General features: G+C 35.2%; 12 protein-coding genes. 5 read left to right on the top strand and 7 right to left on the bottom strand.

Annotation, left to right across the window (positions count from 1 at the left end; genetic code table 11):
* Positions 1–265: 265 nt before the first annotated feature.
* The gene (locus F6K15_RS03060; RefSeq protein WP_293056872.1) at positions 266–2,455 is read right to left on the bottom strand and encodes a serine/threonine-protein kinase; all 2,190 of its coding nucleotides are present in this window, start codon (positions 2,453–2,455) and stop codon (positions 266–268) included.
* Positions 2,456–3,559: 1,104 nt separating this feature from the next.
* Here F6K15_RS03060 and F6K15_RS38060 point away from each other — a divergent pair.
* Positions 3,560–5,389, top strand: a complete 1,830-nt coding sequence (locus F6K15_RS38060) for a PQQ-dependent sugar dehydrogenase (RefSeq protein WP_363267163.1) — start codon at positions 3,560–3,562, stop codon at positions 5,387–5,389.
* A gap of 222 nt (positions 5,390–5,611) precedes the next feature.
* Here the strand turns inward: F6K15_RS38060 and F6K15_RS03045 are convergent, their stop codons facing one another.
* Positions 5,612–6,196 carry a hypothetical protein gene (locus tag F6K15_RS03045; RefSeq protein ID WP_293056870.1) on the bottom strand — a complete coding sequence of 195 codons (585 nt, stop codon included), beginning with the start codon at positions 6,194–6,196 and terminating at the stop codon, positions 5,612–5,614.
* A gap of 631 nt (positions 6,197–6,827) precedes the next feature.
* Here F6K15_RS03045 and F6K15_RS03040 point away from each other — a divergent pair.
* Positions 6,828–7,391, top strand: a complete 564-nt coding sequence (locus F6K15_RS03040) for an HD domain-containing protein (RefSeq protein WP_293056868.1) — start codon at positions 6,828–6,830, stop codon at positions 7,389–7,391.
* A 470-nt stretch (positions 7,392–7,861) separates the two neighbouring features.
* Here the strand turns inward: F6K15_RS03040 and F6K15_RS03035 are convergent, their stop codons facing one another.
* On the bottom strand, positions 7,862–9,178 hold the full coding sequence (locus F6K15_RS03035; RefSeq protein ID WP_293056865.1) for an FAD-dependent hydroxylase: 1,317 nt from the start codon (positions 9,176–9,178) through the stop codon (positions 7,862–7,864).
* Between the two features lie 179 nt (positions 9,179–9,357).
* Between F6K15_RS03035 and F6K15_RS03030 the strand changes: the two genes are divergently transcribed.
* Entirely contained in the window at positions 9,358–9,645 is a 288-nt protein-coding gene (locus tag F6K15_RS03030; RefSeq protein ID WP_293056863.1) for a hypothetical protein, read from the top strand.
* A gap of 354 nt (positions 9,646–9,999) precedes the next feature.
* Positions 10,000–10,533: a hypothetical protein gene (locus F6K15_RS03025; RefSeq protein WP_293056861.1), complete on the top strand. Its 534-nt coding sequence runs from the start codon at positions 10,000–10,002 to the stop codon at positions 10,531–10,533.
* A 321-nt stretch (positions 10,534–10,854) separates the two neighbouring features.
* On the opposite strand, the gene F6K15_RS03020 is transcribed toward F6K15_RS03025, so the two are convergent.
* The 4 genes from F6K15_RS03020 to F6K15_RS03005 all read right to left on the bottom strand — a co-directional run bounded on the left by F6K15_RS03020 (position 10,855) and on the right by F6K15_RS03005 (position 15,198).
* Positions 10,855–11,724, bottom strand: a complete 870-nt coding sequence (locus F6K15_RS03020) for a CYTH domain-containing protein (RefSeq protein ID WP_293056859.1) — start codon at positions 11,722–11,724, stop codon at positions 10,855–10,857.
* A gap of 755 nt (positions 11,725–12,479) precedes the next feature.
* The gene (locus tag F6K15_RS03015; protein WP_293056857.1) at positions 12,480–13,424 is read right to left on the bottom strand and encodes a DUF1517 domain-containing protein; all 945 of its coding nucleotides are present in this window, start codon (positions 13,422–13,424) and stop codon (positions 12,480–12,482) included.
* Positions 13,425–13,885: 461 nt separating this feature from the next.
* Positions 13,886–14,104, bottom strand: a complete 219-nt coding sequence (thiS, locus tag F6K15_RS03010; RefSeq protein WP_293056854.1) for a sulfur carrier protein ThiS — start codon at positions 14,102–14,104, stop codon at positions 13,886–13,888.
* Positions 14,105–14,115: 11 nt separating this feature from the next.
* Positions 14,116–15,198, bottom strand: a complete 1,083-nt coding sequence (locus F6K15_RS03005; protein WP_293056852.1) for a thiamine phosphate synthase — start codon at positions 15,196–15,198, stop codon at positions 14,116–14,118.
* A gap of 1,758 nt (positions 15,199–16,956) precedes the next feature.
* Here F6K15_RS03005 and F6K15_RS03000 point away from each other — a divergent pair.
* Entirely contained in the window at positions 16,957–18,831 is a 1,875-nt protein-coding gene (locus F6K15_RS03000) for a DUF1565 domain-containing protein (protein WP_293056850.1), read from the top strand.
* Positions 18,832–19,082: the final 251 nt, after the last annotated feature.

Here is a 19,082-nt window from a genome sequence, read left to right as displayed (position 1 = left end):
AAAAGAGCAAGTGGTATGGGGAATTAGACATAAAAAAATTCTCCAATCGTCATACAGTGCTTTTCAAATTGATGAACCACATCTTCACAAGCAAAACTTTGTAGAGACGTTCCATGAAACGTCCCTACTGTGGTCTACCTAAATGAAAACCGCTGTAACTACGCTCATCAAAGTGATTCTCTCTCCTTCTGACTCCTGACTCAGTCCTCCTGACTCGGTCCTCCTCCGTCGTTTATTTATAAGTCTTCATCCGGACATGATATTACTACAACTTCCAAATCAAAATTCGACCTCCTTCACCACCACTAACTAGAGTGTTACCGTCTGGAGTAAATTGCACTGGATAGTAACCACAAAGACTATCTAATAATTTTCCAGTGTGCAAATTCCACAATTTAACTGTACCATCTAGACTTCCACTAGCAAGAATTTGACTATCGGGACTAATAGCAACAGACAAAACTGCACGAGAATGACCTTTGAATATATTCAGTAGCTCACCTGTGCGAACATCCCAGAGTCTGATAGTTTGATCTGCACCACCACTAGCGATCGCTTGAGCATCTGAAGTAAAAGCAACTGAATATACTCCTCCAGAATGTCCCCTCAAAGTTTTCAGACTTACACAAGTACCTGTTTGCCAAATTTTGATGGAACTGTCAGCACTACTACTAGCAAAAATGTGATTTTGAGGATGATTTTTTGCCGTACCAGTATTATTAACTTTGGCATAAGTTACACAGAAAACTTGATCTAAATGTTCATGTAATTTGCAAAGTAATTCTCCATTACGTTGATTCCAAAGTTTAATTGTATGGTCAGCACTACCACTTATTACAGTTTCATTATCTGGACTAATAGCTACTGACAAAATAGCACCACCCCGATGACTATAAGGGGAACCTGAATAGCTATAAAATCTGTCTGCAATTGTTTTTTTCTGTAAGTTCCAAGCTAATATTGTTCTATCATCTCCACCACTGAAAATTCTTCTGCCATCAGCAGTAATAGCTATTGCATATACTTCGGCAGTGTGACCTAAAAATTTATGTAAAAGTTGTCCTGTTTTTAGATTCCATAGTCTAATTATTTTGTCATCGCTGCCAGTGACTAAAGTAAAACCGTGGGGACCGATAGCTACGGTGTTTACAGAAGCGTTATGCTCTTGGATAATTTGTACACTTTTCCATAACTGAGAGAGTTTTAAATAGTTTCTAATTTTTGTTTTTGTTGAAGATAAATTTGCTTTTTTCTTTTCAAATTCTATGACATTATTTAGTGGTTTTGATTGATAGTTAATATGTCGATTTTCTGATAATGTTTGAGTGCTTTGATAGTGGCTTTCGGTATCATTATGAAATATTTTTTCACGCTTATATTCAGTTAATTCTGCTAAATTTTGTTTATTTTTCCATGCTTCTACTTCTGCTTGTACAATGATACTGATATGAGGTACATTCTCCGGCACTTCTTGAGTGGTTTGTATTTCTCCTAAAGATTTTTTTTCTGCTCGATTAACCTGATTTTTTTGTTGAATATTTGGAATTGATATATGAGAAATTTCTGTTAGTAACTCTGTAGCTGATTGATATCTTTCTTTTACTAGGTCTTTGACTAATTTATCTAATACTTTTTCTAGATGATAACTAATTTTTCTGCCTTGTTGAACTAGATGCGATCGCCAGATTAATTCTCCACTAAATGGGTCAAATAGTTGGTTAGGTGCCACTTTAGTTAGCAAGTGAATACAAGTCATACCTAAACTGTAGAGATCGCTGGCTGGATATGCTTTACCCCCGCGTATTTGTTCTATTGGAGCATATCCTACTGTACCAGCCATAGTACCAATTTCACTCGCAAAATCCTGACTATTTAGTTTGGCAACACCAAAATCTATTAAGACTAATTTATTTTTCCCTTTTTCTGATGATTTTGAAGTCTTAAATCGTAATATATTTTCTGGTTTTATATCTCTATGAATTACTTTTTCTTCATGAATAAACTTTAATAATGGTAATAATTCTAATAATATCTCCCAGATTTTATTCTCGCTAAATACACCTTGTTCTTCTAATTCTTGTAGAAGAGTTTGTCCGGTAATTAATTGTTCTACCAAATAAAAATTTCCCTGCTCTTCAAAGTAAGCATATAAAGTAGGAATTTGGGGATTTTCTCCCAATTTTAATAGTTGCTCTGCTTCTCTTTTAAATAATTCTGATGCTTTCTCGGTAGAGATTAAGTTGTGATTTTGTGGGAAAAATTGTTTGACTACGCAAGGTGTATTAAATCTATCTAAATCCAATGCTAAAAAAGTTCTGCCAAAGCTGCCATTGCCAATAGGTTTAATTACTTGATAATGTCCTCGCAGTAACAATTTTGAACCGCAAGTTTGGCAAAATTCTACATCGTTGGGATTTTGAGGTTGTTGACAATGTAAGTTGAGGCAATAGCTCATAGAAAAAAATTAGTAAATTTAATACTTAATAGGAATTTGTACATAAGCAAACAGCGGTCAGCGGTCAGCTATCAGCTAGCCTCCTATGGTCAGAACTGCGTTATCAGTTTTATTACCTTTAGTGGACAATTTAAGCTCGTTCTTCTTGTGCTTCAGTTCTTTGTTCAAAAATGTAGTAGAAGTTCAGCAAATACTTGGTTCATTCATTAAAAAACTGAATGCGAGCGTATTCCACAGGAAGAACTAACTGCTAATAGTTGTTTGCGCAGCATCCCATTCAGCAGGAAATGCTTACATTTGTACTGCTTATTCCTCAGATTTGTTATATATTTTTTTTACTATTTTATAAAAATCTCATAGATACTATAGTATCCATAATTTACTCAAATTCTCATAAAAATCAGTAAATTAAACAAAATTTTAATGATTATTAGTTAAGTTAGTATTGACTGTAACAAAATAGGTATGATATAAGATTTGTTAAGAATTTAATTGAGTTTAATTATGGAAAATAGTGGTTGGCTTGATTTACTGAGTGGTGGTTTAGCAGTAGCAATTTTAATTGGAGGGTTAATATTATTATTTAAAGGTATTTCTTCAATGCCAAAATAAAAACTTTAGAGGGAGGAGTCAGTCCTCAGGAGTCAGGAGAGAAGAAAGAAGAATAAACAATAGGAGAAGGAGAAAGTGGCTTTGGTGAATCAAGCTATGATTGTGCTTTAATGGCAATTGTCTAACTATTAACTGAAAAGCATTTTATATTTAGCTAAATTTAAGTTTCATCCCTTGATTCATCAACGCCGAGAAAGTTTTTTTATCACTAATTATCCGAACTTGTATATAAAACCTTGGGAAGCTTTTCTGAACTTTTCAGCTGGTTGTTATAGTAGGTTAAAACTTATGCTGGTGATGAACCGAATAAGAGGAAATGTTTTTCCCATTTTGCCCTGCTATAAACGAAGGGAGAAGGAACAATTGGTTGGGGTTTTATGCCCTTGTTCCCTTCGGTCACGGGTAGCGGGAGTAGGAGTCAGAATTCCCTTCTGCCTTCTGCCTTCTGCCTTTCCTGATAAAATAGAAAAAACTTAACTAAATCCAAAAACAATGAGTGGGCCAAACCCTGACGGATTTTATGAATTAACCTCCGAGTCTGACAACTTTCAACTAACTCCAGAATTACTTGCTAATTTGCCTGGTGGTCTACTTGGTTTAAGTGGCAATGACTCAATTATTGGAGCTATAGATGCAGAAGTTATTAATGGTAATCAAGACAATGATACGATCGACGGAAATCAAGGAAACGATACGATATTTGGTGGTAAAAATTTAGACTTAATTTTCGGTGGTGATAATGATGATTTCTTGAGTGGAAATTTAGGAAATGATGAGATTCATGGCGATGGGGGAAACGATGTATTAAGAGGAGGAAAAGAAAGTGATTTTCTGATTGGTGGTACGGGAAATGATACTTTGTATGGAGATTTAGGAATAGATACTTTGACTGGAGGAACAGGTGCAGATATTTTTGTACTTTCAGAAGAAGCAGATGTAATTACAGATTTTGAAATAGGCGATCGCTTTGGTTTAACTTCGGGTTTAACAGTTAATGATTTAATAATAGAAACTGCTATGAATGGGGGTAATGATACTTCGATAAAAATTAGGCAGTCGGAAAAAATCATAGGTATAGTTTTAGGTATTTTACCTGCCGAATTAGATGGCAACAGCTTTTTTTCTCTCGATATAGAATCCAATGACAACCGCAACAGTAGTTTTCTAGAAACTCAAACATTATTATCAGAAAATATCCGTATTTCTCTAGACTCATTACCTATACCTTTTGCTACTGATAGTGCTTCTAATCCTGCCAATATTATTCCTGTTCCCGATAATCCAGTTTTGCAAGTTCCCGATGGATTTACTGTTAATGTATTTGCCGAAAATTTAGAAAGTCCTCGTTGGTTAGAAGTTACTCCCACTGGAGATGTATTAGTAACAGAAACACCACTCAATCAAATACGTTTATTACGCGATACAGATGGGGATGGTACTGTCGATTTTTCTCAAGTTTTTGCCGATGCAGAAAATGGATTAAATCAACCTTTTGGCATGGCTTTTACCGAAGATTATTTCTATGTAGGAAATACAGATTCAGTAGTACGATATCCCTACAATATTGGGGATTTAGAAATTAATGGTACTGGTGAAAAAATAGCCGATTTACCAACAGGAGGTCATTGGACTCGAAACTTAGCAATTTCTCCTGATAATCAACTTTTTGTTTCTATTGGTTCCCTCTCCAATGTATCTGTAGAGCCATTACCTAGAGCATCAGTTCAAGTAATGAATTTAGATGGTTCTAATCAACAAACTTTTGCTTTTGGTTTAAGAAATCCTGTAGGTTTAGATTTTCATCCAATTACAAATCAACTTTTTACTACTGTCAATGAACGGGATGGGTTAGGAGATGATTTAGTTCCTGATTATTTAACCGGATTAGAGTCAGGAGAATTTTATGGTTGGCCTTATGCTTATTTCTCACCTAATTTGGAAGACCCTAGAAGAGCAGGAGAAAATCCGAATTTAGTAGCTGAAACTCAAACACCTGATGTATTATTTCAAGCTCATTCTGCTCCTTTAGGACTGCAATTTTATGATGGTGAAACTTTCCCAGAAGAATATCAAAATGGAGCATTTGTGGCATTTCGAGGTAGTTGGAATCGTCAGGAACCCACAGGTTATAAATTAGTTTTTGTACCCTTTGATGAAAATGGTAATTCGACTGGAGAATATCGAGACTTTTTAACAGGTTTTCTGGATATTTCAGAGGAAACTACTTGGGGTCGTCCGACTGGTTTAGAGGTTTTGCCAGATGGTAGTTTGTTGTTTACTGAAGAGATAAATAATCGAATTTATCGGATTCAAAGGTCGTAGGTTTTAGGTGTTAAAATGCTCAAATTCTTGATCAATTAAGTCTTTAAAAGCTGTGCCAATCTCAGTATTAAACGCTCCTGGTAGTTGAATCAATCGTTAGACAATTACGGCTGACAATAAGAGCCATTTTCATATAGCTTTAACGACATATTTAGACCATAAAAGACTACATACTTTTCTCACTTTCTCAATCGATGATAAATTAGTCAAAATATACCATTTTTATGAAACATAGTTGTCGATATCTTTCTGTTTTTTATATACAAGTAAATTATATGTTCCCACCTTATTGATTTTAGTAATTTTTTGATTTAATAATAGTTTAGCTGTACCGACTTTTACTTTTAATTCTGAGAGTTGACAATATTTTTTACCTTGTTTGATTGAGGTAGATTTTCGCTGTATTAAGACAAAGTAAACCTGATTTTTATGAGATTTTTTTAACCAATGGGATAGAAATATACTGTGGAATTCTCTATCTGCTGTGATCATAATTTTATACCTTTTTAATAATCTTAATACAGGACGAATTACTGCCTGCTGTTCTATTAAATTACTAGCCCCTTTATGATCTAAAATCTTCCAATATATGGGTAATGCTCTTTTTTTCCAGGCTACACTAATCATTAATATATTAGTATTTTGCCATTGAGTTCTATCTATAATTAATATTAATTCAGAAGTAAAACTGAATACTTCCTCTACCATAATTCTTACCAAAGGAAACCAAAATATAGGTAAACTTAATTCCTTGAGGGTTAAAAATCTTTGTATATGTTTGCGCTTACTTTCTGATTGGATTGGCATCGGAAATAAGCTTGTTAATTTTGATATTTGTACAGTTTTATATACTGATATTAAATATAATAATATTTGTAATGTTGCTACTTGAGTTTGCCGTCAATTTTTGTTCTATATGGTCTTGATAAAACCCTAATATATTCACTTTTTATTCTTTTTTATTTATAATTATCAAACCTTTTTTCTCATATTTTTAACTGTTTTCAAATTTATTTAAATAAATAATCAACCTAGTGTGGGGGGTGTGGTGCGTTCGCTCCGCGTTGCGTCAGCAGTATCGCACCACACCCCCATCTATTCTCAATAATAGTTCTCTTTTAGTTGAAGTATTCTTCAGGTTATTTGATAAACCCACCTCTATATATAGCTTTCAGCTACATTTTTACCCCGTGAGTATAACGACACAAAGTAGGTGGTGGTATCAGACCTGGGTAAACGCATCTTAAGTTTTGCCCGAAATATGGTACAATTACAGCAATTTTCAGGTAATTTAACCACAAAGTAAGTTCATTAGCAGAACTTTAATGGGAATGAGAATAGTCATATAAATGCAATTGAACATTACTACAGTCACAAAATAAGGAATAAGGAATAGGGAAGAGGAAAAAAATATGACAACTGATAACTGATAACTGAAATGACAACAACGAAACTTACAGAAAAATTTGAACAAGCATTAGTATATGCTCACCAATTACATTCTCAACAGTTACGCAAAGATGGATGTACACCCTATATTGCTCATTTGTTGAGTGTAACAGCTTTAGTACTAGAAAATGGAGGGAACGAAGATGAAGCGATCGCTGCTTTATTACATGATGCGGTGGAAGATAGGGGAGGTATGGCAACTCGTCAGCATATCCTGGAATTATTTGGTGAAACAGTGGTGAATATTATTGATGGTTGTACGGAGTCCGAGACTATTCCTAAACCACCTTGGGAGGAGCGAAAATTACGTTATATTGAGCAAATTCGTCATGGTTCTCAATCTGTAAAACGTATTTCTCTTGCTGATAAACTACATAATGGCAGAGACTTATTAGCTGCACTACGTCAGGAAGGAGAAATAGTTTGGCAGCGCTTTCGTGGGGGTAAAGAAAAAACTCTTTGGTTTTATCATTCTTTGCTTTCTTGTTATGAAGATGATAATTATCTCAAGCAAGAATTTATGAGAGTTATTGCTGAATTAGAAAAGTTTTAAATTGAAGAAGGAAGAAGGAATAAAGAAGAAGGAAGAAGTTAGATTATTGGAGTGGGGGAGATGGAAGCATTTTTTGGTGATGGTGCATTTTTATAAGAGTAGATAGAGCAGAAGGAAGAAATTTGGGTTGTCTGAGTTTTAATTTTTTAATATTTCCTAACAGTAATTGCGACTACTATAACGAAAAATTTCTTCTCCTGTTGCTTCTTTCCCTCCTGACTCCTGACTCCTCTACTTAACAGACAAAATCTGATACTAATTCACTTTAAAGGTTTCACAAATTTTAAATGTTAAATAACTTCGATAAATTACTGTAGCATCAAAGTTTTGAGCCGATAAAATCTTACTTTTGACTTTTGCGCGGGCGAATGCCATTCGCCCCTACGACTTTTGACTTTTGCGCGGGCGAATGCCATTCACCCCTACGACTTTTGACTTTTGCGCGGGCGAATGCCATTCGCCCCTACGACTTATAACTTCTGTGAAACGGTATGAGCTAACTCTGGATGACGACCAAATAAACCAGTCATCACCCGCAAAGACAAAGACTTAAATATCGGAACTATTCCCATACCCCACAAACCTAAACGACGAACCGCCACTATAGGCAACACACTAGCAGAAAACATTCTATCCAGAAAATCAGTAACCCCTAAAATTACGAAATTCTCCTTTCTGCGCCAACTTTCATAACGCTTCAATACCCCAATATCTCCAATATCCTCACCTTGCTGATGAGCAGATTTAATAATTTCAGCGATCGCTCCTACATCCCGAATACCCATATTCAAACCTTGACCACCCACAGGATGACAACAATGAGCAGCATCCCCAATTAAAGCTAAACGGTGTTCAACATAACGATCACTCTGCATCAACTGTACCGGAAAAACATAGCGATCGCTCAACAACTCCAACTTACCCAACTTTCCAGCAGTACGATACTCCAACTTGGCCAAAAATTCCTGTTTATCCAACTCCTGCAACGCCTTCGCCTCAGCATGAGGAGCAGTCCACACAACCTGACAGCGATTTCCCGGCAAGGGTAAAACCCCCATCGGGCCACTCGGCCAAAATCTCTCAAAAGCAATATTATTGTGAGACCTTTCAGTTTTAATTGTCATTGCTACACAAGACTGCCAATACTTCCAACCATGAGTACCGATATTAGCAGCTTCACGAATAGGAGACCTCGCCCCATCTGCTCCTACCACCAACCGAGAGCGGACAGTCAAACTTTCATTTTCACCAGACAAACTGTCTGTATCCTTCTGCTTTAGCTCAACTTCCACAAAATCCGATTTATAATCTACCCGCAAAACTTCCGCTGGACATAACCAAGTAAGTTGTTCACAGTCTGCCAAAAATTCCTGCATTGCCGTCAGCATCACCTGATGTTCTCCCACATAACCCAATCCCTCCTTTAAAGTTGGCCTTTTACCAGTAATAGCCAAATCATCAGGATAAAATTGGACAGTACGGGGATAATTACCATCAGAAAGACTAATTTGCCGATATGTAGTGATGTTAGGCAAAATTTGTTGCCAAACTCCGATGCCATCTAATATTCTGCCAGATGTTAAGGAGAGATTATAAGCAAGTTTTCTAGCTGCAACTACAGATTTAGGTTGACTTTCAATTAATGCCACTTTTAAGCCAGAATTTTTCAAAGCACAAGCAAGAGCAGTGCCAGCGATACCCCCACCGACGATAACTAAATCGTAATCTAATTTTGGTTTGACAGTTGTTTCAGATAGAGAATTTTGGGAAAGTTGCTCCATTACCATATTTATCAAAAATAATCAAGTGTCTAGTAATTTATACTCTCTCTATATTGTGACGCAACTTTTCAGAAAAATCTGAGTGATTTTTGACTGAAGAGAGAATTTGAAGAAGGAGTCAGGAGACAGAATTAAAGTGCTATAGTGCTAAACAATTATGGAATTCGTCAAAATATTGATTTCAAATGAGCCGAAATATTCGCCTCTTTCCCTCCTATTCTCAAAGAGAAAATCAGACTACAAACCATTGTCTCCTGATTCTCAAAATGCTTTATGAAGAAAATCCTAAATTTTTATCGGAAGTTTTGAGTAAACTATTAGGTGAAGGTTTATCTGGAAAAGTTGGAGTCAAATTCACTCAACAAGTAAGAAGAAAACAAAGCACTCCTGATGGAGAAATTACTCAAGAACCTTTCTCTATTTTTGTAAGTATTCAGCCGTCAGCTATTAGCTATCAGCTATTAATTTTGTAGAAGGTAAAAACAACCTTTGAAATTGAGAAAGAATAAAAATTTACTGCTAAAGTCCCATTTCTAAACCTGAGAAGTAATTATTCATTACTAATTGCTGATAGCTGACTGCTAATAGCTGAATGCTTACCTATTTTTATTGAAACTAAAAGGGGAAATAATTTTGATGAAGGACAATTATTACGTCATCTAGAAAACCTCAAGCAAAAGCAAGGTACAAAAGTTCTTATTGCTCTTGCTAACTATGAACAAGATGAACCTAATGTTCCGGCTTTTTCCAATGTTAAAAAGATTGCTGAAGCAGATAAAATTTTATTTTTACCTATTAGTTTTGAATATTTTCTAGAGTCAATAAAAGTGGAAGGTTTATCAAAAAGTCTAGGCGATGCGATCGCCGACTTAGAAGAGTATTTTGATGAAGAAAATTTGTTACCTTCTTGGAAATATCGTCTAGATGTTGTGAATTGTGCTGGAACTTATGATGATGTTATTAACCATAATATATATGTTTGTACAGCAAAAGGTGGTCAGTATAGTCATCGTCGCAGTTTGTACTTTGGAGTCTATAGAAATAAACAAGTAGACCGGGTAGCTAAGATTGAAGCAGTTGTGGATATTGAGTCAGAAGATGAATTTTCTATTAAGTGGAAAAACGTTGATAAATCGGACGAAGAATTAGTTGAAATTGCTAGAAATCGTCGTAGTTATATTGATAATTCATGGTATCCAGCAAGAGTATTTTTATTAGCTGATTTACATCCGACTAATTTTCTTAAGACTACTCCTGGGGGTATGCAAAGCAGTAAAAGATACTTTTATATTGGTAGTGTGAATGATGTTACAGATTTAGCCGAAAAATTAAAGGATGAAACTTGGGAACAATATCAATAAAAATTCACTACTTTATATTACCTCTTTATTAGTAGTAGGGTGTGTGAGTGGAATGAAGTGGAGTATAGTATTACCTAATTATTAATAATTAATAATTAAATAATTCAGGTTTAAAGCCTCCCCTTTTAAGGGGAAAAAAAGCGGTTGAGGGATGGCGAGGTCTCCTCGCCATATCCAATCAACCAAGAGAATAAATAATATCTCCTTATATTCAATCAAGAAAGGTTTTAACCAGAGGTAATTATCAATTATCAATTATCAATTAATGAAGCACCGTTGAGTTTTGCTCAGTTACCCTGTCGCTAACAGCACCCTACTACATTAAGCAGCCAAAAGAGATTTTTTTTCTGCCAAAAACATATTTTGAAATTGATTTCCTTCGCCATAAACATAAGCAGTTTTAGTCATAGGATGAAAATTTATCCATTCCCATTGTTGTTGCAAAGCTTTAAACAAATAATTTGTCCCTTGAATCATTGGCATAGGAAATTGTTCTAATTTTTTTGGAGATTCTAACAATTTTTTAGGTAGACGATATTTAAGTGAAAATTCTGCAATTAACGGTAAATTATCTGTTGTATTTAAATACCAGAAACTTAGATCGGTTTTCACAATATGTTTGTCTCCAAATTGTAAATTTCCTAGTTTCTTTACCACTTCAAAAGCCCGAAAATTATTGACTAACTCAATTGAAGTTTGTTCGGTAATGTCAAGAGCTTTTAAACCAGGAAATAATTTTGCAACCTGTTTAATATTTTCAAAGTTAGGCTGCCGGTCTTTAGTTACAGATATTGACTGAGAAAACTTGCTTTGAAATGGCGGAATTATATCTTCTTCAAACTTAGTCTTACCTGGTTTTGTTGCCGACAAATCCTGTGAAGCTGACAAATAGCGGTCTGACTCACGATGTTTGAGAGTTATCTGATATTTCGGTTGATTATATTTTTTTTCTCGCCTAATTCTCAGGATAAAACCATGATGACGTAAATCAAAATTTGGTGTATCTAAGTAATAAACTTGTCGATATTTTTCTTCAGTTTTTTGGCTAATAGCTTTTCCTTTAAACTGTTGTGTCAATGACTCAACTAAATTGCCAAATCTTTCTACAGTATGAGTACGGTCATAAAATTGATTAATGTTGAGAATTAATTTGTATTCTCTGGAATTAATTGCTTGGTTGCAGTTCTTCATCACTAATTCTTTATTGCATCTGTGTACGAGTTATAATTACCTCAAACTTATTGATTCAAATTTTAAGTTTGAGGATATTTTTTACCAGATGCGACCCTGAGATAGCTAATAGTTAATTTGTGAAATAATAGTAAGCATTCAGCTATTAGCTGTCAGCTATCAGCAACAAGACTCTCTCATATATATAGGAAAGTGTTTAAATTAAAATAGACTTTAAGGGCAAGGGAGCCAACTTTTGTAGTAAGACAATTAATAAAGCTTTTATCCTAAATTAAAAGCAATAGCTGATAGCTGATGGCTGACGGCTGAATGCTTACATATAATAACTATTCAGATTATATTTTAGACAATAATATTGGCCTAAAATATCCTGGCTACGCTACTAATATTAAACAACAATCAAATATTGATAAATTCCGAACATGATATTACTATAAATTCCATCGCATCTACTAGAAATCAGAAAATTTTGTCGATTAAACAACTTTTACATACCAGGAACTTGAAAAGTTTTACCCCTTTCATTCTTCGAGTCAATCAGCAATATATTAAAAATCAAAAATAAATATTCCCCACCCTTACATAAATTAAGGATGGAGAACATTACATTTTAACAAAAAGTACACTAATTGGTATTCTTGGGTAAATGGAGACAAGCAAAACTCACAACGGGAGCAAGATGCTCCCACTGGCTATACCGTAACCAAAATCATCACAACTTCCTCCTTCCTTCTTCCTCCTTCCTTCTTCCTTCTTTAAACCAATTTAAGATTTGGATACTCAGCAACCATATCCTCAGAAGTCAAAGTATCGCCACTTGCTTGAGGTGTCCATAAAACTTCAACAGCTAATAACTGCTCGCTAGAAATAGTACCCATTTGACTTAAAGCACGTTTTACATCTTCTGTACTATTAATAACTGGCAACTGTAATTTACCTTGAGTACCAACAACAACAGTAACCACAATATATTCCCCTGGTGCTTCAGTTCCCTGAGTTACCAACTCACCATCAGTTTCACTAACTGGCAGAGAAGTTTGAGTGTCTTTATCAATTAATTGATTATTATAATTAGAAAGAGTCTCCTCAGAAAACTTACTGCGTTCAGTCAAAGCATACTGATTAAACTTTGCTTCTGCCGAGTCTAGCTTTGCTTGTTCGCTTTGGGCAGATCCATAAGCCCAATATTCAGGGTGGCGCAACAAAGATAATGTAGCTTCTTGGAGAACTTGCGCTCTACCCGCAGCAGAACCAGTATCAGCATTTTCCGCTATTCTATCAAGGTCTGTTTGTAAACTGCGACCTTCTGCCAATAAACCAACTTGTACACTAGCAACAGAAACTGTAGGATTATTACTATAGCTTTCAAACTCATCTCCCTGAGTTACTCTTCGGAAACTACTAACTAAGAAATTAGCGATCGCAATAAAAATCAAAATTGTAAACAGACTACCAAACCCACCGAAACCAAAGAAAGGTAATAAAAATGGGAAACCAATACCTCCTCTAGGATAGTAACCACCTCCAGGACTACGGGTAGGTGATGTATAACTGCGACTGGGCATTCTAAATGATCCACCGCCAATGCGACCTCCACTCCGAGCGGCAAAAGCTGCATCAACTTGACTAAAAGCTAAAGTAAGTACTAGCGCGATGGCAAAGACAGATTTTACGATCTGTGAAAGCAATTTTTTATTCATAAATAATTGTTATTATTTTTATACTTCTTTCTTTAATGTATAGCTTTCTTTCTAGACTTTGCAATCAAAGCTTGGTGTTTAATTATTGGGATATCCGTACTTGAATCACAAAATATCAAGAATCAAAAATTATGTAGTCGAGGTTATTTCATTTATCAGTTAATAGTACCTCCTACTAAAGTAGGTAGGAGGCTTGAAATACGGAATTTTCTTTATTTTTTAGTCCAGTATATTTGCCCAAGTCTTAAAATATATAGCACTATAGTTTTTAGTTACTATAATCAGATAGTCTTGTAGATGTAGCGATATTTATAATTAAATCCCTGTCACTGCCAGAAACAAAACTACAAAAATCACTACTTGTACACCACTACTTATAACCATATATAAATATAAGTCCCCATTTTTAGCCTATCAAATCTAACTTCTAACTTCTAACTTCTGACTTCTGACTTCTGACTTCATTCAACACCTCCTCCCACAATAGTAACTATTTCCAAGTTGTCCCCTGCTTGTATTTCAGTTTTGTCCCAAAATTGTCTATGTAAAATTTCACCATTATATTCCACAGCTACTAACCGAGGGTTTAGCCCCAACTGTTCGAGAAAATTAGGTAAAAGTATATGAGGTAAACAAGTATGGGTTTCTCCATTAACTTTGAGCGTAATTTGACTTGACATTCTAGTAATATTTAGATTTTTTCCGGTAATATATTGTGAGAGCGTAGGGCTTGATAGCGATTTAGTTGAGAAAGAAAATATTGAGTTACTAAAGTTGGTTGCTCTGCCTGCATAATTGCCCTAACTACAGATAAACGCTCTGCACCAGAAGATAGAACTTCATCACAATTTTGCATATCAATTCCACCAATGGCAAACCAAGGAATAGTACAATTATTCACAGCATAACTAATGTATTCTAAACCTGCTGCTGGTTTATCTAACTTAGTAGGAGTTTCATATACTGGCCCTACTCCGATATAGTCCGCTTCTTCTTCAATTGCTCCCTTCATTTCTTCTGGGTTTGTAGTGGAACGACCTACAAGTTTTTGAGGGCCAAGCAGTTGTCTAGCAAGCTTAATTGGTATATCATCCTGTCCAAGATGAACTCCATCTGCATCCACAGCGATCGCCAGGTCTACTCGGTCATTAACAATAAATAGAGCGCCGTAGCGATGGCAGAGTTGAGAGAGTTTTTGAGCTTCTGTCAATCTTGTTATATCGTCTGCTGTTTTATTGCGGTATTGGACAAGAGTTAATCCTCCCTGAAGAGCTGCTTCTACTATATTGATTAATTTATCGTTGGGTGAGGTAACTAGATAAAGGTAGGAGTTTTGTAATTGCTGATGCCTGTTATAGGCGAGAAGTCCACTTTCTATAGTGTAAACTCGATAACGCATTTGTTTACAAGCGGAACCCATCTGAGAATTATAAATTTTGCCGTATTCTTCTAAAACTCGTAGTGCTTCTTCTAAGCGACAGAAGTTAACTTGTAGCAGTTGTTGAACATCTGAGCGTTCCTCTTCCTTTGGATGAGTCAATTCTGTGCCTGGATCGCCAGGAGTATTTCGGGACATTCTTAATTCTGTACTATGCCAACTTCCAATCTCTTGACGTAGTTGTTTACATTCATTAGCCCAATGTATACTATTGAGGCCAAATCTACACCATTCTTCTATAATTCTTAAACCTTCTCTGGCCCGATCTAGGTTAGCATCCAAAATTCGGCGAACCCCTGGCTGTACATTTTGACCCCAATTATACTTATCGTTCATAATAATTACCCTATAAATTTTAATCCTTATTGTCAACATGACTATAATCTTGCTCTCTCAAATAGGGAGGGGCAGACTATGATAAATTTTGCTATTAATATAGACCGTTTTATAGTATAATATTGCCTGCAATACAGAATTTAATTATTGTTCAAATAATTTCTGAAATAGTTTAGCTATCAGGATTACAACTGTAGGACCAAGGTCATTTCAGTTATCAGTTATCAGTTATCAGTTATCAGTACCTCGCAGCTGTTGCCAGAGGCTTGAAATACTGAAGTTTATTTTTTTTCATCCACTTGAAAGGGGAGGCTTGAGACCTGATTTTTTGGTCAAAATAGTTAGGCCATATTTTAGATAAGTTTTTACTTTAGGGCTGCAAATTTTTGTTAGGTTAACTAGATATTTCTATAGCGATCGCTAAAAAAAAATAGAAATATAAAAAAGGGAAGGAAAAAGGAAAGTAAAAAGATTTAATTTTGGCAATTACTAGGGATTTCTCAAATAAATTTCATGGGAGGTATAAGCCATTTAGACAAGAAATAATTTGCTTAATTTATCAATCAAAGCTACTCCAATAATTTCTAATTTCTATGAAATATTAACTTTTTTTGCTCGATAGCTAATGAATGGATAGAAGCTGGAAATAATCAAGAATGACTAGCAAAAAAAGGAACACAAATAGTGATGATATGATTGGATAATACTAACTTTCACAATCAACAAGAGCATATAGTAATTCCCAAAAAGCATGAGGTAAGTGCATTGGTTTGTTTTAGGGAACAGGGAACACCGCATCTGGGATCTGGGAATAGGCAATAGAATAGAAACAAAGGTAAAAGGTAAGTATTTCCTGTGGAATGCTGCGCAAACAGCTATTAGTCGTCAGCTATCAGCAATAATATACCAACTTTAAAGACTTGCTCTAAATGAATATAGCCTTTAAAGTTGGCTTTTGTAGTAAGATTTCATTAATTGATAATGGATAATTGATAATTACCTCTGGTTAAAACCGTTCTTGATTGAATCTCAAGAGATATTATTTCTTCTCTTGGTCTCATGGATATGGCGAGGAGACCTCGCCATCCCATCCTAACGGACTGCTCCGCAAACGACCGCTTTTTTTTCCCTTAAAAGGGTAGGCTTTAAACCAGAATTATTTAATTATTAATAATTAATAATTCGGTAATTTTGACTTAATTAATAAAGCCTTTATCTAAAACTAAAATAAATAGCTGATAGCTGATAGCTGACTGCTGAATGCTTACAGTAAAAGATAGGTATGTCTCACGCTCTTTGAGAAACGCTATATCCATAAATGAAGGATAATTACAGCATTTTCAGAATAGTGAGGTACAGTTTAATACTAACCCCTATTCCCTAAGAGTGTAAAACTTTGTACTTCATCAACTCTAAAACTGACGAATAATTTTAAATAGGGGTAATGGTTTTATCGAAGTTGAAATGTACAACAACCTTAACTAAATGCTTAATCCTAAATAGTATCGAACGCCAGGAAAAATAGACTTTTTAAATAACAAAATTATTGGCAACAGCAAATATTTTCGGGTAATTGCAAAGTTCCATTCATCTCTATCAAAATGAGCTTTGCTAATTCTAGTCAGACTTATCCATTATCCTTAACAATCAACCTCTCTTTACAAAAATTAAAAGATTTCTTCAAAACACCTATAATAAGAGGTACTTGACAAAATATAATAACTAAATTGTCTGTCACAGTTTCCTAGGAGGAAAGCCGTGAAACAAATATTTATCCTTTTTTCGCAGGAAAATAATCAAACAAATTTACTGCGTAAAATCAACTTTTTATCACCTATTTTAGCCACTGCACTACTAGGGGTATTTACTTCTGCAAGTTTGGCAGTACCATTTGCACAACAAGTGGCCAAATCCCTAGAAACTCAAGCTAATTCTCAAATAAATGTACTTTATGTTAGTTCATCTGTTGGTAGTGACTCTGGAGATGGTACTAAAACCGCTCCTTTGAAAACTATTACTTATGCTTTGAAAATTTCTCAACCTCACACACAAATTTTACTTGCTCCCGGAACTTACAATAGACAAACAGGTGAAAAATTTCCTTTAATTTTGCAGCCAAAAATTACCATTAAAGGCAACTATTTTAACCGTGGAAAAAATGTTTTGATTCAAGGTGGAGGTAATTTTAATAGTCCGACTTTAAATCAGAAAAATATTACAATAGTAGCTGCTAATGAATCTAATTTAAGTGGCGTAACAGTTATAAATCCTAATCTTCAAGGTTATGGTTTATGGATAGAATCTAGTGGTTGTGTTATTAGTAAAAATACTTTTACTGGTAATACTGTAAATGGCATTTCTGTAGCGGGTAGTAATACAGCAATTATTCAGGAAAATAATTTCTATGACAATGGGGTAAGTGGTATCGAAATTTATCATAACTCTCAGCCAGAAATTAGAGACAATTCGTTTCAAAATACTGGTATTGGAATGAAAATATCTGATGATGCTGCTCCAAAAGTAGTGGGAAACCGTCTGATAGAAAATCAAAGTGGGATTATTATTCAAGGAAATGCACGCCCAATTTTGCGGGGTAATTATATTGAGGGTAATAGACAGGATGGAGTAGCAGCGATCGCTCAATCATTACCGGATCTGGGTAACTCTCAAGAACCTGGTCGTAATACTATTCGTAATAACATTCGGTATAATATTTATCATGCAGTAAAAGGTCAAACTCTTCCTGCTTATGGAAATTCTTTAGGAGGCGGTCGTAATTATGGCAGTATTGATATTGCTGGGAAAATTGCTCCACCCCCACGAGTTGCTCCTTTGCCGAATATTATAACTACTCCTACAGTAAATCCAGAAACAGAGTCTGTCCAGGAAGAGCAAGTTATGGAAACTGCTTCTAGTGAACCAGAAATTCAGACAACGCCACAGAAACCAAATATTTCAGCTTCAGCAGAAAAATTACAGGAGCAGAACAGTTCTGATAATATTATTTCACGACAAAGACCGGGAAATTCTACAACAATTATTATTCCCGTACCAAAACCAGAAACCCCAAGGTCTAGGGGAAATTCCTACCAGACAACAAGTCGTCAAGGAAATTTACAAAGACTACTACAAACTAATCCTAATTATCAGAATACACGAGCAATTGAAATACCAGTATCGCCACCAGAGTCACGGAGCAGAACTTTAGAAAGATGGCGAAATTTACCTCCAAGGAACACTAGACCAAGTTTTGAACCCACTACTCCAGTTGCATCTCCTGGTTTACTATCTGTACCAAGCGCAAATATACCCCTTGGTCGTGGTGGTTATGTCCCTCCCGGTATTGGCAGAAATCAAAATCCTAATCCTAACCCAATGCCAAGACTATCCTTACGTCGTAATTCTCAAAGTCGTGCTGCGGCCTTGGGTCTACGTTATCGAGTAGTTGTTAATGTCAATAATGCTGCTCAGACCTATAAGTTGCGATCGCTTGTACCAGATGCTTTTAATACGAATATTAATGGTAATTCAGTCATGCAAGCTGGAGCTTTTCGTAGTCGTCTTGAGGCAGATCAACTATTAAAAGTTTTACGGAATAATGGTTTGAATGCCAAAATCATACTTATTAATTGATTCAGAAATTAAACAATATTTTTTTGAAAAAAAAATTGGTAAATCAATATTTCGTCCAAAAGGTTTTTTGATGATCCGGACATGATATTATACTTAATTAGGACTTGTTGATTAAAGAACAAAGTATTGACATATAAAGAGTTTAGCCTTTTTGGAGTCTTGAAAAAGTGCCTGGTATCACGTCTAAAACGCTCATGCTAGGAGCGTATTTTAGGCACATAGTTGGGCAGAAAAATCCCAAATTGACAATT

Origin of the sequence: Okeania sp. SIO2B3 (genome assembly GCF_010672525.1) — a bacterium.
In the GTDB taxonomy this organism is placed as follows: Bacteria; Cyanobacteriota; Cyanobacteriia; order Cyanobacteriales; family Microcoleaceae; genus Okeania.
This window is presented reverse-complemented; position numbering and strand designations above follow the sequence as displayed.